Source organism: Enterobacter sp. RHBSTW-00318, assembly GCF_014101375.1.
GTDB classification, from domain to species: domain Bacteria; phylum Pseudomonadota; class Gammaproteobacteria; order Enterobacterales; family Enterobacteriaceae; genus Enterobacter; species Enterobacter ludwigii.
Map to the genome: position 1 here is coordinate 1,740,015 of NZ_JABXQH010000001.1, position 23,951 is coordinate 1,763,965.

23 protein-coding genes and 1 pseudogene are annotated in these 23,951 nt (G+C 56.6%); 17 read left to right on the plus strand and 7 right to left on the minus strand.

The genetic code is table 11. The features are described 5' to 3' along the window. Positions 1-180 precede the first annotated feature (180 nt). The 3 genes from HV157_RS08850 (at position 181) to HV157_RS08860 (ending at position 3,375) form a co-directional block, all read left to right on the plus strand. Positions 181-1,680: a PTS transporter subunit EIIC gene (locus HV157_RS08850; protein ID WP_014168943.1), complete on the plus strand. Its 1,500-nt coding sequence runs from the start codon at positions 181-183 to the stop codon at positions 1,678-1,680. Positions 1,681-1,764: 84 nt separating this feature from the next. Continuing rightward, positions 1,765-2,781, plus strand: coding sequence for a Mal regulon transcriptional regulator MalI (gene malI / locus HV157_RS08855; RefSeq protein WP_014168942.1), 1,017 nt, complete (start codon positions 1,765-1,767; stop codon positions 2,779-2,781). Positions 2,782-2,853: 72 nt separating this feature from the next. Then, positions 2,854-3,375: a metal-dependent hydrolase gene (locus HV157_RS08860; protein ID WP_086532861.1), complete on the plus strand. Its 522-nt coding sequence runs from the start codon at positions 2,854-2,856 to the stop codon at positions 3,373-3,375. Positions 3,376-3,453: 78 nt separating this feature from the next. Here HV157_RS08860 and cysS read toward each other — a convergent pair whose 3' ends face one another. Then, positions 3,454-4,839, minus strand: a complete 1,386-nt coding sequence (cysS, locus tag HV157_RS08865) for a cysteine--tRNA ligase (protein WP_020885161.1) — start codon at positions 4,837-4,839, stop codon at positions 3,454-3,456. A gap of 174 nt (positions 4,840-5,013) precedes the next feature. Here cysS and ppiB point away from each other — a divergent pair, with 174 nt between their 5' ends. The 6 genes from ppiB to mnmH all read left to right on the plus strand — a co-directional run bounded on the left by ppiB (position 5,014) and on the right by mnmH (position 9,522). Continuing rightward, positions 5,014-5,508 (plus strand): peptidylprolyl isomerase B, encoded by a 495-nt coding sequence (gene ppiB, locus HV157_RS08870; protein WP_014168939.1) that lies wholly within the window; start codon positions 5,014-5,016, stop codon positions 5,506-5,508. 3 nt (positions 5,509-5,511) lie between these two features. Continuing rightward, the gene (lpxH, locus tag HV157_RS08875; protein ID WP_182268261.1) at positions 5,512-6,234 is read left to right on the plus strand and encodes a UDP-2,3-diacylglucosamine diphosphatase; all 723 of its coding nucleotides are present in this window, start codon (positions 5,512-5,514) and stop codon (positions 6,232-6,234) included. Between the two features lie 137 nt (positions 6,235-6,371). Next, positions 6,372-6,581, plus strand: a complete 210-nt coding sequence (locus HV157_RS08880) for a YdgH/BhsA/McbA-like domain containing protein (protein WP_044859257.1) — start codon at positions 6,372-6,374, stop codon at positions 6,579-6,581. 212 nt (positions 6,582-6,793) lie between these two features. Continuing rightward, the gene (gene purE / locus HV157_RS08885; RefSeq protein WP_020885164.1) at positions 6,794-7,303 is read left to right on the plus strand and encodes a 5-(carboxyamino)imidazole ribonucleotide mutase; all 510 of its coding nucleotides are present in this window, start codon (positions 6,794-6,796) and stop codon (positions 7,301-7,303) included. Further along, entirely contained in the window at positions 7,300-8,367 is a 1,068-nt protein-coding gene (gene purK, locus HV157_RS08890) for a 5-(carboxyamino)imidazole ribonucleotide synthase (protein WP_182268260.1), read from the plus strand. Before purE ends, purK begins: the two co-directional genes overlap by 4 nt. 84 nt (positions 8,368-8,451) lie before the next feature. Continuing rightward, the gene (mnmH, locus tag HV157_RS08895; protein ID WP_086532863.1) at positions 8,452-9,522 is read left to right on the plus strand and encodes a tRNA 2-selenouridine(34) synthase MnmH; all 1,071 of its coding nucleotides are present in this window, start codon (positions 8,452-8,454) and stop codon (positions 9,520-9,522) included. A 70-nt stretch (positions 9,523-9,592) separates the two neighbouring features. On the opposite strand, the gene HV157_RS08900 is transcribed toward mnmH, so the two are convergent. From HV157_RS08900 to ybbA, 3 genes are all read right to left on the minus strand, one after another. Next, positions 9,593-10,738, minus strand: a complete 1,146-nt coding sequence (locus HV157_RS08900; protein ID WP_014168933.1) for a porin — start codon at positions 10,736-10,738, stop codon at positions 9,593-9,595. Between the two features lie 182 nt (positions 10,739-10,920). Beyond that, entirely contained in the window at positions 10,921-13,335 is a 2,415-nt protein-coding gene (gene ybbP, locus HV157_RS08905) for a putative ABC transporter permease subunit YbbP (RefSeq protein ID WP_182268259.1), read from the minus strand. Next, on the minus strand, positions 13,332-14,018 hold the full coding sequence (ybbA, locus tag HV157_RS08910) for a putative ABC transporter ATP-binding protein YbbA (RefSeq protein ID WP_014168931.1): 687 nt from the start codon (positions 14,016-14,018) through the stop codon (positions 13,332-13,334). Before ybbA ends, ybbP begins: the two co-directional genes overlap by 4 nt. Here ybbA and tesA point away from each other — a divergent pair. From tesA to HV157_RS08925, 3 genes are read left to right on the plus strand one after another with little or no spacing between them, the layout of a single operon-like run. Further along, entirely contained in the window at positions 13,989-14,612 is a 624-nt protein-coding gene (gene tesA, locus HV157_RS08915; RefSeq protein WP_025206538.1) for a multifunctional acyl-CoA thioesterase I/protease I/lysophospholipase L1, read from the plus strand. The genes ybbA and tesA overlap by 30 nt on opposite strands. Continuing rightward, complete coding sequence (locus HV157_RS08920) at positions 14,602-15,411, plus strand: SDR family oxidoreductase (RefSeq protein ID WP_014168929.1); 810 nt, start codon at positions 14,602-14,604, stop codon at positions 15,409-15,411. Before tesA ends, HV157_RS08920 begins: the two co-directional genes overlap by 11 nt. 58 nt (positions 15,412-15,469) lie before the next feature. After that, on the plus strand, positions 15,470-16,324 hold the full coding sequence (locus HV157_RS08925; RefSeq protein WP_025204830.1) for a co-chaperone YbbN: 855 nt from the start codon (positions 15,470-15,472) through the stop codon (positions 16,322-16,324). A gap of 49 nt (positions 16,325-16,373) precedes the next feature. On the opposite strand, the gene fetB is transcribed toward HV157_RS08925, so the two are convergent. Together fetB and fetA are read right to left on the minus strand one after the other, a co-directional pair. Beyond that, on the minus strand, positions 16,374-17,156 hold the full coding sequence (gene fetB / locus HV157_RS08930) for an iron export ABC transporter permease subunit FetB (RefSeq protein ID WP_020885171.1): 783 nt from the start codon (positions 17,154-17,156) through the stop codon (positions 16,374-16,376). Beyond that, positions 17,149-17,820 carry an iron ABC transporter ATP-binding protein FetA gene (fetA, locus tag HV157_RS08935; protein WP_025204832.1) on the minus strand — a complete coding sequence of 224 codons (672 nt, stop codon included), beginning with the start codon at positions 17,818-17,820 and terminating at the stop codon, positions 17,149-17,151. The genes fetB and fetA overlap by 8 nt, the downstream gene beginning before the upstream one ends. Positions 17,821-18,037: 217 nt before the next feature. On the opposite strand from fetA, the gene HV157_RS08940 reads away from it, so the two are divergent. Together HV157_RS08940 and HV157_RS08945 are read left to right on the plus strand one after the other, a co-directional pair. Continuing rightward, positions 18,038-18,952: an SPFH domain-containing protein gene (locus HV157_RS08940; RefSeq protein ID WP_014168925.1), complete on the plus strand. Its 915-nt coding sequence runs from the start codon at positions 18,038-18,040 to the stop codon at positions 18,950-18,952. Continuing rightward, positions 18,949-19,407 (plus strand): annotated as a pseudogene (locus tag HV157_RS08945) (NfeD family protein). The gene HV157_RS08940 and the pseudogene HV157_RS08945 overlap by 4 nt, the downstream one beginning before the upstream one ends. On the opposite strand, the gene cueR reads toward HV157_RS08945, so the two are convergent. Next, the gene (gene cueR / locus HV157_RS08950; RefSeq protein ID WP_014168923.1) at positions 19,398-19,808 is read right to left on the minus strand and encodes a Cu(I)-responsive transcriptional regulator; all 411 of its coding nucleotides are present in this window, start codon (positions 19,806-19,808) and stop codon (positions 19,398-19,400) included. The pseudogene HV157_RS08945 and the gene cueR sit on opposite strands and share 10 nt — an antisense overlap. 108 nt (positions 19,809-19,916) lie before the next feature. On the opposite strand from cueR, the gene copA reads away from it, so the two are divergent. The 3 genes from copA (at position 19,917) to ybaK (ending at position 23,939) form a co-directional block, all read left to right on the plus strand. After that, positions 19,917-22,415 carry a copper-exporting P-type ATPase CopA gene (gene copA / locus HV157_RS08955; RefSeq protein ID WP_182268258.1) on the plus strand — a complete coding sequence of 833 codons (2,499 nt, stop codon included), beginning with the start codon at positions 19,917-19,919 and terminating at the stop codon, positions 22,413-22,415. Positions 22,416-22,465: 50 nt separating this feature from the next. Continuing rightward, positions 22,466-23,260: a TraB/GumN family protein gene (locus HV157_RS08960; protein ID WP_025204835.1), complete on the plus strand. Its 795-nt coding sequence runs from the start codon at positions 22,466-22,468 to the stop codon at positions 23,258-23,260. A gap of 199 nt (positions 23,261-23,459) precedes the next feature. Beyond that, the gene (gene ybaK / locus HV157_RS08965) at positions 23,460-23,939 is read left to right on the plus strand and encodes a Cys-tRNA(Pro)/Cys-tRNA(Cys) deacylase YbaK (RefSeq protein WP_020885175.1); all 480 of its coding nucleotides are present in this window, start codon (positions 23,460-23,462) and stop codon (positions 23,937-23,939) included. Positions 23,940-23,951 lie beyond the last annotated feature (12 nt).

A 23,951-nucleotide genomic window follows, 5' to 3' on the forward strand; every position in this document is an offset into this window, starting at 1 on the left:
CCCCCACACCCATCACGGTTAATTATCGATCGACTTCAAATAATCACTATTTCATCTGTTGAAAAGTGAAAATTCTGTTGCGCGTTTTTCACTCTTTCCCCACGATAAGTAGAACGTTCTACTAAAACGTTCTACTTACAATAACAGCGCCAAAAAAAGCGCTACTCGGGGGAAATCAGCATGAGTCTGATATCAGGGTTTGTTAAATCGCTCTCTAAATTATCGATGATTGGTCGCGCGTTAATGCTGCCAATTTCACTGCTTCCCGCTGCGGGCCTGCTGCTGGCCTTTGGCGATAAGTTTCACCTGCCGCTGATGATGAACGCGGGCGGGGTTATCTTTGATAACCTGCCGATGCTGTTTGCCATTGGTTCCGCCGTGGGGCTGGCATCCGAGTCCGGCATTGCCGCGCTCTCGGCGGCGGTCTCGGTGTTTGTCACCAACATCACCATCAGCACCGTCTTGAGTATCACGCCGGAAATGGCGTCTCAGGGCGGCAAATACGCGATGGTGGTCGGCATCCCGACGTTGCAGATGGGCGTCTTCGGCGGCCTGATCTGCGGTATTCTCGCCGCCTGGTGCTATAACCGTTTCCACACCCTGCAGCTGCCAGAGTTCCTCGGGTTCTTCTCCGGGAAACGCTTTGTGGCGATTGCGACAGCGTTTCTCTCTTTCCTGCTCGGCCTGCTGTTGCCGTATGTCTGGCAGCATATCCAGGCGGGCATCGATGCGCTCTCCGTGGTGGTTAATGGCGATAATCAGGCAGCCTCGACCTTTATCTTCGGTCTGGTGGAACGCGCGCTGATCCCACTCGGCCTGCACCACATCTGGTATCCCTCTTTCTGGTATTCGTTTGGGGATTACACCACCCAGGCCGGTCAGGTGATTCACGGCGACCAGACCATCTGGTTTAAGATGCTCGAAGAAGGGGTCAAATCCTTCAGCAGTGACAGCTACCAGAACGCCGGTAAGTTCATGCAGGGTGAATTCCCGCTGATGCTGTTCGCGCTGCCTGCGGCGTGCCTGGCGATGTACCACGAAGCGCACACCAAAAATAAGAAAATCGCGGCCGGTATTTTGTTCTCTGCGGCGCTCACCTGCTTCCTGACGGGGATCACCGAGCCGGTTGAATTTACCTTTATCTTCGTCGCCCCTATTCTGTACGTCTTTAACGCCATCATGGCCGGTCTGGCGTACATGACCATGTATCTGCTGCATGCGCATATCGCCAAGTCGTTCTCTGCGGGCTTTATCGACTACCTGTCGTTCGGGATCCTGCCGTCATTTAACGGCTACAAAACCAACTTCCTGAACGCCATTATTATCGGCATTCCGATGGGCCTGATTTACTACTTCACGTTCCGCTTTGTGATCCGTCGTTTCGATGTGAAAACGCCGGGCCGTACAGAAGTGACCGCCAGTGCGGACGATAAGTCAGATTCAGAACTCGCCACAGAGATCATCAACCTGCTGGGCGGCGCGCACAACATCGACTCCGTCGGCTCCTGCATCACCCGTCTGCGCCTGGAAGTGGCAAAAAGTGAAGCGGTTGATAAGGACGGTCTGAACGGCCTTGGCGCCCGCGGCGTAGTGTTCGTCGGTGATAACGGTATTCAGGTGATTTTCGGTGCCAGAGCACAGTTTATCGCCCAGACCATGTCCACCATGATTGGCAAATAATAAGATGCCTGAACGACACGTCTCCTGTACGCTGGGGGACGTTGTCTTATCTGGCTGATAATCGGTAAATTTCAGGGAGCGGTTTTGAAGAAAGTCAGCATTATTGATGTCGCAAAGCATGCGGGCGTTTCGGTCTCCACCGTATCGCTGGTGCTGCGCCAGAAAGGGAAAATTTCAGACGCAACGATCGCGAAGGTCAATGCTGCCATCACTACGCTGGGCTATGTTCACAACGTCGCCGCTGCCAATCTCCGCGCCAACACCTCCAACCTGATCGGCCTGATCCTGCGCGACTTTAGCGACAGCTTTTCCATTAAGGTGATGGCGAGCATCGTCCAGGAGCTGGAGAGACAGGGGTATATGGTTTTCCTCGGCCAGCCGCTGAACGACCATGAACATCTTGAGCGCTGCCTGCTGTCGTTTAAACAGCAGGGGGTCGCCGGCGTTATCTATCTGGCCTCTGACACCCGGGCATCCTCGCTGCCGGAACACATCCGCCAGTGCCCGCTGCCGCTGGTGGTGGTCTCTCAGTCCCTGCTGGATGAAAAATGCAATCTGGTGATGCGCGACAACCGCCAGGCGGCGAACCTTGCCGCGCGTTATCTTATCGAGCGCGGACACCGCAACATTGCCTACATTGGGGGTCGTGAAGGCTGCCTTATCCGCGAGCAACGTCTGCTCGGCTTTCGCAGCGCGATGACCCAGAACGGCCTGGTCTGGCGTGAGGAATACTCGCCTGCGTGTAGCGATGACACGCTGGCCGCAGGTTTCGCCACCCGCCAGTTGCTGGAAAAAAACAACACCATTACCGCCCTGCTCTGCCACTCGCCGGATGCGATGATCGGCTCCATCTCCGGCATTCATCAGGTGGGGCGCACCGTGGGGAAAGATGTGTTTCTCACCCAGCAGGTCGCGCTGGTCGGTTTTGAAGATATGCTGCACGTGAACCTGACGTCTCCCTCGTTTACCTACGTTTCCTCCGCCAGTGAGGAGACGGGGCGTCAGGCGGCGGGGTTGATCATCCGCAAGCTAAAAGAGCCGGATCTGCAAACACAGCGTATCACCCTTTCCGGGCAGCTTATTGCCCGAGAATCGGCGTAAATAAGACGCTAACACCATCCTCATTGCGCCCATTCGCTGCTATATTTCCCTGCTTTGCCATGGATAATCGCAATGCCTACCGTTATCACCCACGCTGCAGTGCCTTTGTGTCTGGGTTTAGGCCTGGGACGTAAAATCATCCCTCCCCGCCTGCTGCTTGCCGGCGTCGTCCTCGCCATGCTGCCGGACGCCGACGTGCTGGCGTTTAAGTTCGGCGTTGCCTACGGCAATGTGTTCGGCCACCGCGGCTTTACCCACTCCCTGCTGTTTGCCTTTGTGGTGCCGATACTTTGCGTACTGATGGGCCGACGATGGTTTCGGGCAAGTCTGACCCGCTGCTGGCTGTTCTTAACCGTGTCTCTGCTGTCGCACAGCTTGCTGGATTCCATCACCACCGGTGGGAAAGGCGTCGGCTGGCTGTGGCCGTGGTCAGATGAACGGTTTTTTGCACCGTGGCAGGTCATTAAGGTCGCGCCGTTTGCGCTGTCACGCTATACCACGCCCTACGGGCATCAGGTGATTATGTCGGAGCTGCTGTGGGTGTGGCTGCCAGGGGTCGTACTGATGGGGCTGTTGTGGTGGAAGCGGAGGTAAAAGCAAAACGGCAACCCAGTTGCCGTTTTAGTGTTTGCACCCTCTCCCGGTGGGAGAGGGCATCAGCGCGCACCAGAATTATTTTCGACGCCAGGTGGTTCCCTGCGGGCCATCTTCCAGAATGATGCCCATTTCCGTCAGACGGTTACGCGCGGCATCTGCTGCCGCCCAGTCTTTCGCCTGACGCGCTTCCAGACGCGCGTTGATAAGTTGCTCAATCTCCGCCACTTCGCTATCGTCCGCCTGCGCACCGCTTTGCAGGAACAGATCCGGTTCCTGCTCCAGCAGACCCAGTACCGAAGAGAGCTTACGCAGATGGGAGGCCAATGCATTCGCCGCCGCCATATCTTCTGACTTCAGACGGTTAACTTCACGCGCCATATCAAACAGCACAGAGTAGGCTTCCGGCGTGTTGAAGTCATCGTTCATCACGTCAATAAAGCGCGCTTCAAACGCCTCACCGCCTGCCGCGGGTACAGATTTATCGGTACCGCGCAGGGCAGTGTACAGACGCTCCAGCGCCGCACGCGCCTGTTTCAGGTTCTCTTCGCTGTAGTTCAGCTGGCTGCGATAGTGACCAGACATCAGGAAGTAGCGCACGGTTTCCGCATCGTAATATTTCAGCACGTCGCGCACGGTGAAGAAGTTGCCCAGAGATTTAGACATCTTCTCACGGTCAACCATCACCATCCCGGAGTGCATCCAGTAGTTCACGTACTCGCCGCCATGCGCACAGGTTGACTGTGCAATTTCGTTTTCATGGTGCGGGAACATCAGATCCGAACCGCCACCGTGAATATCGAAATGTTTGCCCAGCTGTTTGCAGTTCATCGCCGAGCACTCAATGTGCCAGCCAGGACGCCCTTCGCCCCACGGGGAAGGCCAGCTTGGTTCGCCCTCTTTGGACATCTTCCACAGCACGAAGTCCATCGGGTTACGCTTCACGTCCACCACATCAACGCGCGCACCGGCCTGCAGCTGATCCAGATCCTGACGGGAAAGCTGACCGTAGGTAGGGTCAGTCGGCACGGAAAACATCACGTCACCGTTATCGGCCACATAGGCGTGACCACGTTCGATCAGCTTTTCGGTGATGTCGATAATTTCGTGGATATGGTGGGTGGCACGCGGCTCGCTGTCCGGACGCTGAATATTCAGGGCGTCGAAATCTTTGTGCATTTCCGCGATCATACGATCCACCAGCGCAACAAAGCTTTCGCCATTTTCGTTCGCACGCTTGATGATTTTGTCGTCGATGTCGGTGATGTTACGCACGTATTTCAGGTTGTAGCCCAGAAAACGCAGGTAGCGCGAGACAACGTCGAATGCAACAAAGGTACGGCCATGGCCGATATGACAGAGATCGTAAACCGTAATACCACACACGTACATGCCGACTTCCCCGGCATGGATAGGTTTAAATTCCTCTTTTTGGCGCGTCATTGTATTAAAGATTTTTAACATCGAAGATTCCATGTAAACACGTGTGTGGTTGAAAACCGGTTATTCTACCTGTAATTCAAACCTGAAGCAGCACACAATGCAAGGTGATCGCATCCTGTGGTTATGCTATAACAAGCCCCTATAGATGACCCAAACGCGGGTCGACGTACCACAATAACGGAACAGGATGCAAAAATGGTTACTTTCCACACTAATCATGGCGATATCGTAATCAAAACCTTTGATGACAAAGCGCCTGAAACAGTTAAAAACTTCCTGGACTACTGCCGCGAAGGTTTCTACAACAACACTATTTTCCACCGCGTGATCAACGGCTTTATGATCCAGGGCGGCGGTTTCGAACCTGGCATGAACCAGAAAGCGACGAAAGAAGCGATCAAAAACGAAGCGAACAACGGTCTGAAAAACACCCGTGGTACGCTGGCGATGGCTCGTACGCAGGCTCCTCACTCTGCAACAGCCCAGTTCTTCATCAACGTTGCTGACAACGACTTCCTGAACTTCTCCGGCGAAAGCCTGCAGGGTTGGGGCTACTGCGTCTTCGCAGAAGTGGTTGAAGGTATGGACGTAGTCGACAAAATCAAAGCCGTGGCGACCGGCCGCAGCGGCATGCATCAGGACGTTCCAAAAGAAGACGTCGTGATTAACAGCGTGACCGTCAGCGAGTAATTCGTGGCGACACTCTTTATTGCAGATTTGCACCTGCAAACAGAAGAACCGGCGATCACCGCCGGTTTTCTGCGTTTTTTACGCAGTGAAGCGAAAAGTGCCGATGCACTTTACATTCTGGGTGACCTGTTTGAAGCCTGGATTGGCGACGACGATCCCAACCCGCTGCACCGTGAGATGGCGGCTGCCATTAACGCGCTGGTCGATTCCGGCGTCCCCTGCTTCTTTATCCACGGCAATCGTGATTTCCTGCTCGGCAAGCGCTACGCCCGCGAAAGCGGCATGACGCTGCTGCCGGAAGAGCAGGTACTCGACCTTTATGGCCGAAAGGTGTTAATCATGCACGGTGACACACTCTGCACTGACGACACCGGCTATCAGGCGTTTCGCGCTAAGGTTCATACCCCGTGGATCCAAAAACTATTCCTGGCTCTGCCGCTGTTTATCCGCAAGCGGATCGCAGCCAGAATGCGTGCCGACAGTAAGGCCGCCAACAGCGGCAAATCCATGGCCATTATGGACGTTAATCCCCAGGCGGTAGTCAGGGTCATGGAAAAACACCGCGTTCAGTGGTTGATCCACGGTCATACTCATCGTCCCGATGTGCATACCCTTACCGCCAACGGCGAAGCGGCCCACCGCGTCGTCCTGGGGGCCTGGCACAGCGAAGGTTCTATGGTCAGCGTCACGCCTGACGGTGTGGAACTGATCGCTTTCCCGTTTTAACTCGCCAAAAAATCATTCTATTTTTTTGAACAATATCGGCAAATTGTTTCGATTTTAATCAACCCGTGGTCGGCCTATTATTTATCACATCAGGGCAACACGCCCTATCCCAGATAAAACATTTAAGGAATACGACCATGAAATCCATCAAAACTTTCGTTGCTGTTACCGCACTCTCTCTGATCTCTTTCGGTTCTTTTGCTCAGAGCGTCAGCGCCACGGCCTCTACCCTTGACCGCGCAGAAGCGAAAATTGCCGCTCAGGCTGCTGAACAGGGCGCGTCTTACAAAATCACCAGCGCTCAGTTTAACAACCGCGTTCATATGACGGCAGAACTGACTAAATAAGACGTCTGCTGACCGTGCCGTCCGTCAAAAGCACATCAAAGCACATCGATGCCTGATAAAACAGACCGCCAGAACGCGGTCTGTTTTGTTATCTCCTGAGGGCTACAACGGCTCAGTTTTTAACCGCGCAACCGTTTTCCTTGCCCCTATTACATGCTATTCTCTGTGCCCTCGAAAGCAGTGTGTTTCGCACCACAGGAGTTTTAAGACGCATGTCTTCCCGCAATAATCCGGCGCGTGTCGCCATCGTGATGGGGTCCAAAAGCGACTGGGCTACCATGCAGTTCACCGCCGAAATCTTTGAAATCCTGAATGTTCCGCACCACGTTGAAGTGGTCTCCGCACACCGTACACCGGACAAACTGTTCAGCTTCGCCGAAAGCGCCGAAGAGAAGGGTTATGAGGTGATCATTGCCGGTGCGGGCGGCGCAGCACATCTGCCAGGCATGATTGCCGCCAAAACGCTGGTACCGGTTCTGGGTGTTCCGGTGCAAAGCGCTGCGTTAAGTGGTGTCGATAGCCTCTATTCCATCGTTCAGATGCCGCGTGGCATTCCGGTCGGCACGCTGGCCATTGGTAAAGCGGGCGCTGCCAACGCTGCCCTGCTCGCCGCGCAGATCCTGGCGACTCACGATAAAGCGTTACATCAGCGTCTGGCGGACTGGCGTAAAGCCCAGACCGACGAGGTGCTGGACAATCCGGACCCACGGGGTGCGGCATGAAGCAGGTATGCATCCTCGGTAATGGTCAGTTAGGCCGTATGCTGCGTCAGGCCGGTGAGCCGCTGGGTATTGCCGTCTGGCCCGTCGGGCTGGATGACGAACCGGAAGCCGTGCCGTTTCACCAGAGTGTGATCACCGCGGAGATTGAACGCTGGCCACAAACGGCCCTGACGCGCGAGCTGGCGCGTCACAATGCCTTCGTTAACCGCGACGTCTTTCCCATTATTGCTGACCGTCTGACGCAAAAGCAGCTGTTCGATAAGCTCGGGCTGCCGACTGCGCCGTGGCAGCTATTGTCCGATAAAAGCGAGTGGAAGGATGTATTCGCAATGCTGGGCGAGCTGGCAATTGTGAAGCGTCGCGTCGGCGGGTACGACGGTCGTGGACAGTGGCGTCTGCGCGCCGACAACACTCACGAGCTGCCGGACGATTGCTACGGGGAGTGCATCGTTGAGCAGGGCATTAACTTCAGCGGTGAAGTCTCGCTGGTAGGTGCTCGCGGGCAGGACGGCCATACCGTTTTTTATCCGCTGACGCATAACCTGCATCAGGACGGGATCCTGCGTACCAGCGTTGCATTCCCGCAGGCCAGTGCTGAACAGCAGGCGCAGGCAGAAGAGATGCTCTCTGCCATCATGCACGAACTCGGTTACGTCGGCGTCATGGCGATGGAGTGTTTTGTCACGCCGTCCGGTCTGCTGATTAACGAACTGGCACCGCGCGTTCACAACAGTGGTCACTGGACCCAAAACGGGGCGTCCATCAGCCAGTTCGAGCTGCACCTGCGCGCCATCACTGACCTGCCGCTGCCGCAGCCGGTGGTCAACAGCCCGTCGGTGATGATCAACCTGATCGGTACCGATCTGAACTACGACTGGCTCAAGCTGCCGCTGGTGCATCTGCACTGGTATGACAAAGAGGTGCGTCCGGGTCGTAAGGTCGGTCACCTGAACCTGAACGATACCGACACCGATCGTCTGAGCGCCACGCTGGAAGCGATTATTCCTCTCCTGCCGCCGGAATACGCGAGCGGAATTATCTGGGCGCAATCAAAGCTTAAGTAATACTCCTCTGCCGGGGAGTTGACCTTCCCCCTCCCCGGCGTACAATCCCCGCCCATTGCAGCTTAGTTTTCTTCTGGAAAAACCATGAACGATGGAACGGACTATCGCGCGATCCTCGCATCCGATACCCCTTTAATCGACGTTCGCGCGCCGATCGAATTCGCCCAGGGCGCGATGCCTGCGGCAATCAACCTGCCTCTGATGAACGATGATGAACGCGCCGCCGTCGGTACCTGCTATAAACGCCAGGGGCCGGACGCTGCGCTTGCACTCGGCCATAGTCTGGTCGCAGGCAGCACCCGTGAGATGCGCATTAACGCCTGGCGCGAAGCCTGCCTCTCCCACCCCACCGGCTACCTCTGCTGCGCGCGTGGCGGTCAACGCTCGCATATCACTCAGGCCTGGTTGAAAGCGCGCGGCGTGGATTACCCGCTGATCGCAGGCGGCTATAAAGCGCTGCGTCAGACCGCAATTGAGGTAACCGCTGAGCAGGTGCAAAAACCGATGGTGCTGATCGGCGGCTGTACCGGGAGCGGCAAAACGTTGCTGGTGAAACAGCACGCGCAGGGTGTGGATCTGGAAGGGCTGGCACACCATCGCGGCTCGTCGTTTGGCCGCACGCTTACACCACAGCTTTCGCAGGCGAGTTTCGAAAACCAGCTCGCCGTCGTGCTGTTGAAAAAAGAGGCCGCACGCTGGGTGCTGGAAGATGAAGGGCGGATGATTGGCTCCAACCACCTGCCGGAATGCCTGCGAGACCGCATGGTTCAGGCGCCTGTTGTGGTAGTAGAAGACCCGTTTGATGTCCGTCTTGAACGCCTGCGTGAAGAGTATTTCGACCATATGTGGGCGGATTTTTCCGCTGCCTTTGGCGAAGAGGCGGGCTGGAAAGCGTACAGCGAATACCTGCACCACGGCCTGTTTGCCATTCGCCGCCGTCTGGGGCTGCAGCGCTTTGCAGACTTTACGGCGCTGCTGGATTCCGCCCTGCAGGAGCAACAACGTTCTGGCAGCACCGACGCGCATTTGCGCTGGCTTGCCCCGCTGCTGAACGACTATTACGACCCGATGTACACCTGGCAGCTGGCAAAAAAGGCGGAGAAGATTGTGTATCGCGGAACGTTTGAGGACGTGGCTGACTGGCTCAATCGCTGAATCACGCGCAAAAAAACGGCAACCCAGGGTTGCCGTTTTCATATCGGGGTGACTCCCCTGCGGACTGAACTTAGAAGTCGTAACGCAGACGCACCAGGTTCATGTCGCCCAGGTTATCCGTGCTGGAGGTGAACACGTGTTCGTAATCAACACGGAAACCGTAGTCCAGCTGGACGCTAACACCCACACCGTTATCGATACGCTGGTAGTTACGACCATTCACGTACTCAATACGGTCACCCATGAAGTAAGGCTGGATGGATTTCACCGCATACTGATCGATTGGGAATTTGTACCCTGCGAAGTATTCAATACCCCATGCATCACCGGCAAAGTAGTTGTCAGTAGACACTTTTTTGGTGGTCAGGAAGTTCTGGTACCAGCCGCCGCCAGCCGAGAAGGTCCAGTTATCCGGCGTCCAGCTCAGCGCGGTACCGAGGATATTCTGGTCGTAAGATTTGCTGTCGCCGTTGTCCGGGTTACGCATGTCCGCGCGGGTGTAGTTCCACGCTGCGCCCCAGGTCAGATCGGTGGTCAGGTGGTAATCCAGACCCAGTGAACCGCCGCCTTTACGTTTGTAACGCAGGCCATTGCCCGGCAGGTATTCGCTGTCTTCAAACAGGTAGGATGCATAGATATCCGCATCGCCTACGGTTTTCTTATATTTCAGCATTTTGCGTGAACGATAAGAACCGTCGTAGTCACCGTTGATCCCGTTACCTGGAGCCTGACCAATCATGTCGTAGTCCCAGATATCGGTTTTCACGCCAACCACATCATAGTAAACGCTGTTCTGTTGACCGAAGGTCAGCGTACCCCAGGTGTCGCTCTTCAGACCGGTGTACAGCATACGGCGAGAGGTGTCGTTAGCACCTTCAGCGTAGTGATTATCCCAGTTGAACAGCGCCGGAATGTTCACACCCAGCTCGTAGTAGCTGATCCAGCTGATGTCATCAAACAGATAGTAATCTGCTGCGAAACGGAAACGGGTGCCGCCGTCGAAGCCATTACGTTTGTAGGAGCCTTTATCGCCGTCGCCCGTCATCATGTTGAACTGAGGACGAATACTGCCGCCAACGGTAAAGTTAAGACGGCTCAGCGGGTTACCTGCCTGAGGGTCTTGTTTAAGAACCGTGATTTCCGCCTGAGATGCGAAGGAGGTCAATGCCACTGCTGCGCCAATTGTTACTGCCAGCGCTGATTTTTTTATAGTCATTATTTTTCCTTTATAGACACGCTGCTAAATATTTAGCAGGTGAATATTAACTGGAAATAATCTTGCTGTGTGCGCGGGTTTTTAATGTTTTGTGCTACTAAACGCATGGGTATTACCGATTTGTGCTGCTAAATTATTACGCACCAGCAGATAAACCGGTGCGCAATTATCACGGATTTGAACTAACTGGCAAACTGACGGAACAGCGCTTTGCCTTTTAGCAATCGCGTGCCGAGCCAGCCGCCACACAGCGACAGCAGCACCGCACCGCAGACCGGCAGCGTGAACCACAGCCGCCAGTCAGGCTCCCACGGGAAATCGAAGACCCGGGTCTGCAGCACGGCTAACGCCGTCTCAGCCCCCATCGCCGCCACCAGACCCGAGACCAGCCCCAGCAGGGCGAACTCGCTCCACAGCGTGGTGCGCAGCAGTCGCTTACTCGCCCCGAGCGTGCGATAGACCACCAGCTCCTGATGACGCTGCCGCATCCCGACCTGCACCTGGGCCAGCAGCAACAGTACGCCGCAGATCGTCACCAGCACCACCATGACCTCCAGAGCCCGGCTGACCTGCTCCAGCACCTGCCCGACCTGTTTAAGGATCGCGCCAATATCCAGCAGGCTGACCGTCGGAAATTCGCGGTTCAGCCGGGTCAGCATACCGTTGCCGTTTTCCCAGCGGAAACTGGTGAGCCAGCTTTGCGGCTGTCCGTCCAGTGCGCCTGCGGGGAAAATAAAGAAGAAGTTCGGCCGCAGGCTTTCCCAGTCCACCTTACGCAGGCTGGTGACCTTAGCGCTAAAGTCCTGGGTATCGCCGGTAAAGGTCACGCTGTCGCCCAGCCTGACGTTCAGGCGCGTCGCCAGCCCCTCTTCCATCGACACTTCACCCGCTTTCGGCGGCCAGCTGCCGGCGGTAATCGGGTTGTGATCTGGACGTTTCTCCTGCCAGGTCAGGTTCAGTTCGCGGTTAAGCGATTCATCCTTGTTTCCCTCCGTGGACTGGCCGTTGATCTGCGTCAGACGCGCACGGACGATGGGGTAGAACGACTCCGGCACAATCTGGTGTTCCGCCAGGAACGTCTTCAGCGGTGTCACCTGCTCAGGGGCGATATTGATCAGGAAATAGTTCGGGCTTTCCGGCGGAAGCTGCTGTTGCCAGCGATCCAGCAGATCGCCGCGCAGCACCAGCAGCAGTGCCAGCAGCATAAACGACAGCGAAAAGGCAGACAGCTGACTCAGCGTAGACCAGGGCTGGTGCAGCAGACGGTTCACCGCCAGCCGCACGGGAAGCGACTTCACCGTCAGCTTTTTAAGCACATTAAGGAGCACCCAGCCGACCACACCACACAGCAGCGCCAGCACCACCGCCCCGGCCAGTACGGCCCACAGCAGCGTGCTGCCGCCCATCAGCCAGGCCAACAACCCAACCGACACCGCAACAATGACAGGAAGATAGAACTTCAGCGGCCAGACGTTGGCCACCACGTCACGGCGCAGCACGCGCAGCGGCTGCGTCGCGAGCAACAGCCGGTACGGGCGAAGCCCCACCAGCACCGAGATCACCATCATCGCGCCAATCGCCCACAGCCACGGCCAGAGGCTGGCCGGTGGAAGTGCGGCAGGCAGTACCGGTTTCAGCATGACCATCAGCAGCTTTTCAAACAGCAGCCCCATCGCCCCACCGGTGAGTGCTGACAACACCAGCAGCATCAGCCACTGGCCGACAATCAGCTTACGCAGCTGGGCGCTGCCCGCGCCGAGGGTCTTGAGGATCGCCACCAGATCGTATCGGCTGCGGCAGTAGTGCCCCATGGCCACCGCCACCGCCGCCACGGCCAGCAGCAGGGTTAACAGCGCTGAAAGCAGCAGGAACTGCTGAGACCGTTCGAGAGATTTACCAAGCGCCCCTTCGTCCTGCTCCAGTCCGTACCAGCGATGCTCCGGTTTTAACTGCGGCAGCAGCCATTTTTCATACGCGTCAAGCTGGGCGGGCGTTCCCGCAAACTTATAGCGCCAGGTGACGCGGCTTCCCGGCTGCACGGCATGGGTATTCGCCACATCAACGGTATTCATCAGCAAGCGCGGGGCAAGCTGGAACGGGTTAAAGCCGGAGTCAGGTTCCTGAACCACCTCCCCGGCGATACGGAGCGTGGCGTCACCCACGTCGATGCTGTCACCCGTTTTCAGGTTCAGCAGCGCCATTAAACGTGGCGCCAGCAGCACCGTGCCCGGTTTCGGCTTTAAGCCAGGCGGGCTGGTCTGCAGTTCACCGTACAGCGGGTAAAGGTCGTCGACGGCTTTGACGCTCGCCAGCTGCGGCGTATCGCCGGCAAAGGTCATGGTCTGAAAGCTCAGCTGTTCCCCCACCTTCAGCCCACGCTTACGCGCTTCGTCAAGCCAGCCCGGCGGGACGGGACGCGAGCTTTGCAGCGCCCTGTCTCCGGCCATAAACTCGCGGCTTTGCTGGCTTAACCCTTTCTCCATGCGATCGCTGACGCTGCCCAACGCCAGCACGCAGGCTACCGCCAGGCTTAACGCCATCCAGACAATCAACAGCGTGGGCGAGCGCCATTCGCGCCAGAACCAGCGGGCAATCATGCTTCCTCCTGCAGTTCACCGTTAACCAGCCGCAGGCGACGGTCGCAGCGGGCAGCCAGTTGCGGATCGTGGGTCACCAGAATCAGCGTGGTCCCGTGTTCGCGGTTGAGCGAAAACAGCAGGTCGGCAATTTTATCCCCGGTCTTTCGGTCGAGATTTCCGGTAGGCTCATCCGCAAACAGCACGTCCGGGCGGCCGTTAAACGCCCGGGCCAGGGCCACACGCTGTTGCTCCCCGCCGGATAGCTGCGCCGGAAGATGGTCGAGGCGTTTGCCAAGCCCTAGTTGCTCCAGCAATGCCTTCGCGTGGGCGCGACTTTCACGGCTGTTACCGCCGCGCAGCAGTGCCGGCAGTTCAACGTTTTCCAGCGCATTGAGCGTCGGGATCAGCATGAAGGACTGAAAGACAAACCCGATATGACGTGCGCGGAGCGCGGCACGCGCCTCTTCATCAAGCTGATGCAGCGGTTGCCCGACCAGGTTGACCTCTCCACTGCTGCCGTCGTCCAGACCGGCTAAAATGGCCAGCAGCGTGGACTTCCCGGAACCGGACTCGCCAATCAGCGCAATGGTTTCGGCGCGTTTGACAACGAGTTCAACTCCGGTGAGGATGGAAAGCTCGTGTTCCCCCTGACCGACGGACTTCTTAAGACGATGAACTTCAACAATGTTTTCCGCTGGCATTTGCCCTTCCTGTTTTTAATCCTGATGACCTTCCGCGCGGCGGCAGCGGACACGTTACTGGTTCTCGGTGACAGCCTGAGTGCAGGCTATCGCATGGCGGCCAACGCGGCCTGGCCAGCTCTGCTCAATGACAAATGGCAGAGTAAGACAACGGTTATTAATGGCAGCATCAGCGGTGATACCTCGCAGCAAGGCTTGTCGCGCCTGCCAGCCTTACTCAAACAGCATCAACCGCGATGGGTGCTGGTTGAGCTGGGCGGTAATGATGGCTTGCGTGGTTTCCAGCCTCAGCAAACGGAACAGACCCTGCGCACGATCCTTAAGGATATTAAGGCCGCGAACGCGCAACCGCTGCTGATGCAAATTCGCCTGCCCGCCAACTATGGACGTCGGTATAATGAAGCCTTTAGCGCGATCTACCCAAAGCTTGCCAACGAGTTTGATATTCCGCTGCTGCCATTTTTTATGGAAGAGGTCTATCTCAAACCCCAGTGGATGCAAGACGATGGGATCCACCCCAATCGCGATGCGCAGCCGTTTATTGCCGACTGGATGGCAACACGGCTGGCCCCTTTAGTTAAACATGACTCCTAATTCAGCGGAGATCCTGACAGGTAAAGTTATGCAAAAATCGGTCTTAATTACAGGATGTTCCAGCGGAATCGGTCTTGAAAGTGCACTCGAGTTGAAGCGTCAGGGATATTGGGTACTGGCGGCCTGCCGTAAACCCGACGACGTCGAACGCATGAACGGGCTGGGCTTTACCGGTGTGTTACTGGATTTAGACTCACCGGAAAGCGTGGAACGCGCAGCCGATGAGGTGCTGGCCCTGACCGACAACCGTCTGTACGGCCTTTTTAACAATGCCGGTTACGGCGTGTATGGTCCCCTGGACACGCTCACCCGCGAGCAACTGGAAAAACAGTTTTCCACCAATTTCTTCGGCGTCCATCAGCTCACCATGCGCCTGCTCCCCGCCATGCTGCCGCACGGTGAAGGACGCATTGTGATGACCTCCTCCGTGATGGGGCTGATTTCAACGCCGGGCCGCGGGGCCTATGCCGCCAGCAAGTATGCGCTGGAGGCCTGGTCCGACGCCCTGCGCATGGAGTTGCGTCACAGCGGCATTAAGGTCAGCCTGATTGAGCCGGGCCCTATCCGCACCCGCTTTACGGAAAACGTTAACCAGACCCAGGCGGATAAACCGGTCGAAAACCCCGGTATCGCCGCACGCTTTACGCTCGGGCCGGAAGCAGTCGTCGCTAAAGTGCGCCATGCTTTTGAGAGCGAAAACCCCAAAATGCGCTATCCGGTGACGCTGGTAACCCATGCGGTAGGCTGGTTAAAACGCCTGCTGCCGGGCCGGATGATGGACAAAATTTTACACGGTTGAGTTGAAGCGTCGTCGCTAACCCCCATGTAAATAACAAACCGATAAAAGAGAAGGCCGCATGTCCGTACAGAATATCGTCAATATTACTGAAGCAAACCTGCAACAGACCCTCGAACAGTCCATGACCAAACCGGTGCTGTTCTACTTCTGGTCTGAGCGTAGCCAACACTGTCTGCAGCTGACGCCGGTACTCGAAAGCCTTGCCGCGCAATACAATGGCCAGTTCATTCTCGCCAAACTGGATTGTGACGCTGAGCCTATGGTGGCGTCTCAGTTTGGCCTGCGCGCGATTCCAACCGTCTATCTGTTCCAGAATGGGCAACCTGTTGATGGCTTCCAGGGGCCACAGCCTGAAGAAGCGATTCGCGCCCTGCTGGATAAAGTCCTGCCACGCGAGGAAGAGCTGAAGGCGCAGGAAGCCATGGGACTGATGCAGGAAGGCAAATACGACGAAGCGCTGCCGCTGCTCAAAGAGGCGTGGCAGCTGTCGAAACAGGACAGCCAGATTGGCCTGCTCCTTGCGGAAACGCAGATTGCCCTGCACCGTTCCGACGATGCGGAAGCTGTGCTGAAGACCATTCCACTGCAGGATCAGGATACCCGTTATCAGGGTCTGGTCGCGCAGATCGATCTGCTGAAACAGGCGGCGGATACGCCGGAGATCCAGCAGCTTCAACAGCAGGTTGCCGATAACCCGACCGATGCCGCGCTGGCAAGCCAGCTGGCGCTGCAGCTGCATCAGGTGGGACGTAACGAAGAAGCGCTGGCACTGCTGTTCAGCCATCTGCAAAACGATCTGGGTGCCGCCGACGGTCAGGCGCGGAAAATGTTCCAGGAGATCCTGGCCGCGCTGGGCACCGGCGATGCGCTGGCGTCGACGTACCGCCGTCAGCTGTACGCCCTGCTCTACTGATGAACAGGCCCGGTGCCGTTTGCGCTCACCGGGCCTGCACAAGAGGCGGTCACCCCGCCTTTTTCAACTGCGTCACCACCAGCTGATGGCGCGCGTTGTAGAACTTCCGATAGGTTAAATAGCAGGCAATAATGGTCGACAGGCTGGCCGTAGAGAGCAGCATAAAGGTCACCATGATCTGATATTTAATGGCTTTGACCGGATCGATACCGGCAAAAATCAGCCCGGACATCATTCCCGGCAGGCTAACCAGCCCAACCGTTTTTGCGGAATCCACCGTTGGGATCAGCGACGAGCGGATGCTGTCGCGGATCAGTACCGCCGAGGCCATTTTCGGTGTCGCCCCCAGGCTTAATTTCTCCTGCAGCTTCTGTTGTTCACTGCTAAACCGCTGGCCGAGGTTGTTGTAACACAGTCCTACAGCCACCATCGCGTTCCCCGCAATCATCCCGGAAATAGGGATAACCTGCATCGGCGTAAACTCGATTGAGCCGGACACCACCAGCACCGCCAGCGTCAGCGCCGTCCCGGTTGTAATGGCGATAAACGATGAGACAAACGCCTTATCGATATACTTACTGCGTTTCTGCGCGTTCCACGCCGCGTTAAAGCAGATAAACAGCACCATTAGGAGCGTCAGCACCGCGTGGTTGACGTTAAAAATATACTTCAGCACATAGCCGACAATAATGAGCTGGATAACCGCGCGGCAGATACTCCAGATAATATCTTTCTCCAGGCCTAGCTTTTCCCGGTAGCTCACCACAATAGCGATCAGTACCAGCACCATCGAAAACGCCAGCGACGTATTCGTAATATTATGCTCACCCACGGTTTGCCTCCTGCATTTTCCCGCCCTGCGGCTCAAGCGTAATGACGTCATCCGCATGGGTAATTTCGTTTGAATCGTGCGTAACCCACAGCACGGCAATATTCTGCTCGCTTGCGTAACGATGAATAATCTCGTTAACGTTGCGTTTGTTCACCTCATCCAGCGCGCTGGTGATCTCGTCCAGTAACAATATCTTCGGCAAAAACTGCAGATTGCGAATCAGCGAAACGCGCTGCTTTTCGCCGCCCGATAATTCATTGATGGATTTAATCAGCGTCTCTTTCGACAGGCCAAAGCGGGCCAGATCGGCGATAAATTTTTCTGGCTCCGGCGTTTTATGACGGATTTGCCACGGAAAGACCAGGTTGTCATAAACCGTGTCCCCAAACAGCGAAGGGGTTTGCACGCAGTAAGAGACCTGCTGGCGATAGCTTTCTGGCGACAGTGTCGCGATATCCTGCCCTTCAAACAGGATAGCGCCCTCAGTGGGGCTGAGCAGTGAAGCGACAATCTTTAATAACGTGCTTTTACCACAGCCTGACGGCCCTGTTATCAGTTTGAACTCACCCGGGGAAAGACAAAAATCGACATGCTGAAGGATCGTGGTATTTGCCACACGAAAACCGACATCCCTGACCTGCAAGAGCGTATTTTTATTGTTCATCATGCATCCTGTAACCACCTTTATTGCAACCATGCGTAGAATAATCCTTTCACGAACGCAGCGCGAATAGGGTGTATCGATGGCTGGAGTAAAGGTTTTACCGGTATTCGTCGCGCCCCCTTCTTTACAGGGGCGAATTTCAGCCCGTTAGCCGATATACTGACTTATAACACACACGCCGTTCCCTTCGTCACAGCATGCAAAACAGGAGGTTTTTATGCTTATCGTTATACCTGTCCTTATTTTCGTTGCGCTGGTTATTGTCGGCGCTGGCGTCAAAATTGTCCCACAGGGGTATCAGTGGACCGTTGAACGCTTTGGCCGCTACACCAACACGCTCCAGCCGGGTTTAAGCCTGATTGTCCCTTTCATGGACAGGATTGGACGTAAAATCAATATGATGGAACAGGTGCTGGATATTCCTTCCCAGGAAGTGATCTCCAAGGATAACGCCAACGTCACCATTGATGCGGTCTGTTTTATTCAGGTTATTGATGCCCCAAAAGCGGCCTATGAAGTCAGCAATCTGGAGCTGGCTATCGTAAATCTGACGATGACCAACATTCGTACCGTGCTCGGTTCAATGGAGCTGGACGAGATGCTCTCTCAGCGCGACAGCATTAACACCCGCCTGCTGCACATTGTCGACGAGGCCACCAACCCGTGGGGGATCAAAGTTACCCGTATTGAGATCCGTGACGTGCGCCCACCGGCAGAGCTGATCGCCTCCATGAACGCGCAGATGAAAGCGGAACGGACCAAACGCGCCTATATTCTGGAAGCTGAAGGGGTGCGTCAGGCAGAGATCCTGAAAGCCGAAGGGGAAAAACAGTCGCAGATCCTGAAAGCGGAAGGTGAACGCCAGTCTGCCTTCTTACAGGCGGAAGCCCGTGAACGTTCTGCAGAAGCGGAAGCCCGCGCCACCCAGATGGTCTCTGAAGCAATTGCGGCGGGTGATATCCAGGCGGTGAACTACTTCGTTGCGCAAAAATACACTGACGCGCTGAAAGAGATTGGCTCCGCGAACAACAGCAAAGTAGTGATGATGCCGCTGGATGCCAGCAGCCTGATGGGCTCCATCGCCGGGATCACGGAACTTATCAAAGACAGCGGAAACGAGCGCAAAAAATGATTGAGCTAATCGTCGCACATCCTCATGCATTCTGGCTAAGCCTCGGTGGCTTATTGCTGGCCGCGGAGATGCTTGGCGGCAACGGTTACCTGCTCTGGAGCGGTGTTGCCGCTGTCATTACCGGGTTAGTGGTCTGGCTACTGCCCCTCGACTGGGCGTGGCAGGGGGCGTTATTTGCCGTGCTGACGCTGTTGGCCGCCTGGCTGTGGTAGCGCTGGCTTAACCGCCAGGTGGCAGACCAGAAACCGCTCGACGCCCACCTCAATCAGCGCGGGCAGCAGATTGTCGGCAAACGTTTTACGCTCGACACGGCGCTGGTTAACGGGCGCGGACATATGCGCGTGGGCGACAGTTCATGGCCCGTGGTGGCCGACGATGACCTCAGCGCCGGCACGCAGGTTGAGGTCATTGCGGTGGAAGGGATAACCCTGCGGGTTAAAGCCTGTCAGGCATGAGCCTTGCGATGACAACAGCCGGACAGATTATCGATAATCGGGCAGTCGGCGCTGTCATCCCCCGGACAGGATTCCGCCAGCGCCAGAAGCTGCTGACGCATCGCCTGTAACTCGGTAATGTGGCGTTCAATCTCAGCCACTTTCTCCAGCGTACGTTTTTTCACGTCTGCGCTATGGCGTGCCGGATCGTTGAATAAGGTGACCAGCTCGCCGCACTCTTCAAGGTTAAATCCCACCTGCCGCGCCTGGCGCAGCAGCGTCAGTTCATCAAGATGCAGTTGCGTATAACTGCGGTAGCCATTTTCACTGCGCAGCGGCGGTGTCACCAGCCCCTTCTCTTCATAAAAACGGATCGCTTTGCTGGTCAATCCGGTTTTTTTCGCAACATCACTGATATTCACATTTCCCCCTTGACCTTCCCCTTGATGGAAGGTTTAACCTTCATAACAGTTAGCGAAAAGCGTTATGCCGGTCAACATCTGACCAGATCATTATACGGGAGTTTTGTTATGTCTCACACTATTGACCTGACACTGGACGGCCTCTCCTGCGGCCACTGTGTCAAACGCGTTAAAGAAAGTCTGGAACAGCGTCCTGATGTAGACAGCGCTGAAGTGACCCTTGATCACGCCGCCGTCACCGGTAGCGCCAGTGCGGATGCGCTGATTGATACGATCAAACAGGCTGGTTATGGGGCGGAGCTGAGCCACCCAAAGGCTAAACCGCTGGCAGAGTCATCATCCCCGTCGGAAGCACTGACAGCGGCCACTCCTGAGCTTCCGGTAGCTGATGATATTGATGACAGCCAACAGCTGCTGATCAACGGCATGAGCTGCGCCAGCTGCGTCTCCCGGGTACAAAATGCCTTGCAGGCTGTACCGGGTGTCGCGCAGGCACGGGTCAATCTTGCGGAGCGTACTGCGCTGGTGATGGGCAGTGCCTCCGCCGCAGATTTAGTGCAGGCCGTTGAAAAAGCGGGCTACGGCGCAGAGGCCATCGAAGATGACCTCAAACGTCGTGAACGCCAGCAGGAAACGGCCGTCGCCACCATGAAACGCTTCCGCTGGCAGGCCATCGTCGCGCTGCTGGTTGGGGTGCCGGTCATGGTGTGGGGTATGATCGGTGACAATATGATGGTCACCGACGATAACCGCACGCTGTGGCTGGTCATTGGGTTGATTACGCTTGCCGTGATGGTCTTCGCAGGCGGTCACTTCTACTCCAGCGCCTGGAAAAGCCTGAAAAATCGCACCGCGACGATGGACACCCTGGTCGCACTCGGTACGGGTGCGGCGTGGCTGTACTCCATGAGCGTCAACGTCTGGCCCCAGTGGTTCCCGATGGAAGCGCGTCATCTCTATTATGAAGCGAGCGCGATGATTATCGGCCTGATTAACCTCGGCCATATGCTTGAAGCGCGCGCCCGTCAGCGCTCCTCCAAAGCGCTGGAGCGCCTGCTGGATTTAACCCCACCGACCGCGCGCGTCGTGACGGATGCAGGTGAAAAAAATGTCCCATTGGCTGAAGTTCAACCCGGCATGACGCTGCGCCTGACCACCGGCGACCGCGTTCCCGTCGACGGTGAAATCACTCAGGGCGAAGCCTGGTTTGACGAAGCGATGCTGACCGGCGAACCCGTCCCGCAACAGAAAGCCCAGGGCGATGCCATTCATGCCGGTACGGTGGTGCAGGACGGTAGCGTGCTTTTCACCGCCAGTGCCGTCGGCAGCCATACCACGCTGTCACGCATTATTCGCATGGTGCGTCAGGCACAGAGCAGTAAGCCGGAAATTGGTCAGCTGGCCGATAAAATCTCCGCCATATTTGTGCCGGTCGTGGTCGGTATCGCGCTGCTGAGCGCGGCTATCTGGTATGTCTTCGGCCCGGCACCGCAAATTGTTTATACCCTGGTGATTGCCACCACGGTGCTGATCATTGCCTGTCCTTGCGCGCTCGGTCTTGCCACGCCAATGTCGATCATCTCAGGCGTAGGCCGTGCCGCTGAATTTGGCGTGCTGGTACGGGATGCCGATGCGTTGCAGCGGGCGAGCACGCTGGACACGCTGGTGTTTGATAAAACCGGCACGCTGACGGAAGGGAAACCGCAGGTAGTGGCCGTGATAACCGCAGGCATCACGCAGGATGACGCGCTGCGTCTCGCCGCGGCGCTTGAACAAGGCTCCAGCCACCCGCTGGCCCACGCCATTATTGAGAAAGCGGGGAATGCCAGCCTGCCGCAGGTGAGCAATTTCCGTACCCTGCGCGGTTTAGGCGTCAGCGGTACCGCCGAAGGGCACACGCTGCTGCTGGGAAATCAGGCACTGCTGAAGGAGCATGGCGTTGAGACCTCTGCCCTGGAACAAGACCTGAAAGCTCAGGCCTCTCAGGGCGCAACCCCGGTTCTGCTTGCCGTTGATGGCAAGGCCGCGGCGCTGCTGGCAATTCGCGATCCGCTACGCCAGGACAGCGTGCAGGCGTTGCAACGCCTGCATCGCGCGGGCTATCGCCTGGTGATGTTGACCGGGGATAATCCTGTGACGGCGAACGCCATCGCCCGGGAAGCAGGGATTGACGAGGTCATTGCCGGGGTGTTACCTGACGGCAAAGCAGATGCCATTAAGACGCTGCAAAGCCGGGGTCGCCAGGTGGCGATGGTGGGTGACGGGATTAACGATGCGCCGGCGCTGGCACAGGCGGAAGTGGGTATTGCGATGGGGGGCGGTAGCGATGTCGCCATTGAGACGGCCGCCATCACCCTGATGCGTCACAGCCTGATGGGCGTTGCGGACGCGCTGGCGATTTCAAAAGCCACCTTGCGCAACATGAAGCAGAACCTGCTGGGTGCCTTCGTCTACAACTCGCTCGGTATCCCGATTGCCGCCGGTATTTTGTGGCCGCTGACCGGCACGCTGCTGAACCCGGTTGTCGCGGGTGCGGCGATGGCACTCTCGTCCATTACCGTGGTGAGCAACGCAAACCGGTTGTTGCGGTTTAAACCGAAAGATTGAACCTTCTTCTCCTACGCGCTAGCATGAACCTTTCCGTTTATGGAGCGCGTATGAGTCTGTTTAATCGTATAAAAACATCGTTTCGCGCCCTCTTCCCCCGCCGTTATGCCTGGCCCGGCATGGATATCTCGCTTCCCGGCGGGCAGCACCTTCACCTGGTGGGCAGCATCCATATGGGCACGCAGGATATGTCCCCGCTGCCAGCCGGTCTGATGAAACTGCTGAAGAGCGCCGATGCGCTGGTCGTTGAAGCGGATATTTCGGGCCAGACGTCGCCGTTTGCCGGCCTCGAAAGCGATCTCCCCCTGGCTGAACGTCTGAACGACACGCAGTTTGCTGAACTGACGCGCGTCGCAGATGAGACGGGCGTGTCGCTCTCCATGCTGGACACACTGCCGCTGTGGCAAATCGCGATGGTCCTGCAGGCGACCCAGGCGCAGCGTCTGGGGCTACGCGGGGATTACGGTATTGATTACCAGCTGTTGAATGCCGCGAGAGCACGTCATTTGTCAGTCATTGAGCTCGAAGGCACGGACAGCCAGATAGCCCTGCTGCGCCAGCTTCCTGATGATGGGTTGATGCTGCTGGATGATACCCTGACCCACTGGCACACCAACGCGCGTCTGTTGCAAACGATGATCGGCTGGTGGCTGAATGCGCCGCCCACGGACGGTAAACTGGCGCTGCCGTCGACGTTCAGTGAATCGTTGTATGATGTGCTGATGAACGAACGCAACAAAGCCTGGCAGCAGACGTTACATGCATTGCCTGCGGGGCGTTACGTGGTCGCTGTCGGGGCGTTACATTTGTACGGAGAAGGGAATTTGCCGTCACTGCTGAAATAAAAAAATGGCCAATATTTCTATTGGCCCGTCAAAGAGGAATTTCATCGTTTTTATTATGCCGAAGGAGACCTTCGGTTGAGCCGATTGTCGCTCAAAGTGACCATCACTGCCAATACTATTGCGCAAGATGGTGCTATTTTTTAGACAAACGTCAGGCGTATGCTGTCAGCATGAATTGTCTGTCGTAAGAAGGATAGCTATGACTCCCGCCGTTAAATTACTCGAAAAAAACAACATTCCCTTTCGGATCCACACCTACGATCACGATCCCAGCGAAACGAATTTTGGTGATGAAGTGGTGCGCAAACTGGGGCTGAACGCCGATCGGGTTTATAAGACGCTGCTGGTGGCGGTGAACGGTGATATGAAACACCTCGCCGTCGCGGTAACGCCCGTTGCCGGGCAGCTGGATCTCAAGAAAGTGGCCAAAGCGCTGGGGGCAAAGAAGGTGGATATGGCCGATCCGATGGTTGCGCAACGCACTACCGGCTACCTTGTCGGCGGTATCAGCCCGCTCGGGCAGAAAAAACGCCTGCCGACGCTGATTGATGCCCCTTCGCAGACGTTCGACACCATTTATATTTCCGGCGGCAAACGCGGGCTGGATATTGAACTGTCCGCAGGCGATCTGGCGAAAATACTGGACGCGACATTTGCGGATATTGCGCGACGGGATTGAGGAAGTGGCCCG

What these genes read in the sequence shown, in the direction of transcription:
- ybaK (WP_020885175.1), top strand. Translation starts at nt 23,460, where the DNA reads ATGACTCCCGCCGTTAAATTACTCGAAAAAAACAACATTCCCTTTCGG.
- cysS (WP_020885161.1), bottom strand. Translation starts at nt 4,839, where the DNA reads ATGTTAAAAATCTTTAATACAATGACGCGCCAAAAAGAGGAATTTAAA.
- HV157_RS08850 (WP_014168943.1), top strand. Translation starts at nt 181, where the DNA reads ATGAGTCTGATATCAGGGTTTGTTAAATCGCTCTCTAAATTATCGATG.
- tesA (WP_025206538.1), top strand. Translation starts at nt 13,989, where the DNA reads ATGAACTTCAACAATGTTTTCCGCTGGCATTTGCCCTTCCTGTTTTTA.
- HV157_RS08940 (WP_014168925.1), top strand. Translation starts at nt 18,038, where the DNA reads ATGCTTATCGTTATACCTGTCCTTATTTTCGTTGCGCTGGTTATTGTC.
- ybbA (WP_014168931.1), bottom strand. Translation starts at nt 14,018, where the DNA reads ATGCCAGCGGAAAACATTGTTGAAGTTCATCGTCTTAAGAAGTCCGTC.
- HV157_RS08960 (WP_025204835.1), top strand. Translation starts at nt 22,466, where the DNA reads ATGAGTCTGTTTAATCGTATAAAAACATCGTTTCGCGCCCTCTTCCCC.
- ppiB (WP_014168939.1), top strand. Translation starts at nt 5,014, where the DNA reads ATGGTTACTTTCCACACTAATCATGGCGATATCGTAATCAAAACCTTT.
- copA (WP_182268258.1), top strand. Translation starts at nt 19,917, where the DNA reads ATGTCTCACACTATTGACCTGACACTGGACGGCCTCTCCTGCGGCCAC.
- HV157_RS08900 (WP_014168933.1), bottom strand. Translation starts at nt 10,738, where the DNA reads ATGACTATAAAAAAATCAGCGCTGGCAGTAACAATTGGCGCAGCAGTG.
- purE (WP_020885164.1), top strand. Translation starts at nt 6,794, where the DNA reads ATGTCTTCCCGCAATAATCCGGCGCGTGTCGCCATCGTGATGGGGTCC.
- mnmH (WP_086532863.1), top strand. Translation starts at nt 8,452, where the DNA reads ATGAACGATGGAACGGACTATCGCGCGATCCTCGCATCCGATACCCCT.
- fetA (WP_025204832.1), bottom strand. Translation starts at nt 17,820, where the DNA reads ATGAACAATAAAAATACGCTCTTGCAGGTCAGGGATGTCGGTTTTCGT.
- HV157_RS08860 (WP_086532861.1), top strand. Translation starts at nt 2,854, where the DNA reads ATGCCTACCGTTATCACCCACGCTGCAGTGCCTTTGTGTCTGGGTTTA.
- purK (WP_182268260.1), top strand. Translation starts at nt 7,300, where the DNA reads ATGAAGCAGGTATGCATCCTCGGTAATGGTCAGTTAGGCCGTATGCTG.
- HV157_RS08880 (WP_044859257.1), top strand. Translation starts at nt 6,372, where the DNA reads ATGAAATCCATCAAAACTTTCGTTGCTGTTACCGCACTCTCTCTGATC.
- HV157_RS08925 (WP_025204830.1), top strand. Translation starts at nt 15,470, where the DNA reads ATGTCCGTACAGAATATCGTCAATATTACTGAAGCAAACCTGCAACAG.
- HV157_RS08920 (WP_014168929.1), top strand. Translation starts at nt 14,602, where the DNA reads ATGACTCCTAATTCAGCGGAGATCCTGACAGGTAAAGTTATGCAAAAA.
- ybbP (WP_182268259.1), bottom strand. Translation starts at nt 13,335, where the DNA reads ATGATTGCCCGCTGGTTCTGGCGCGAATGGCGCTCGCCCACGCTGTTG.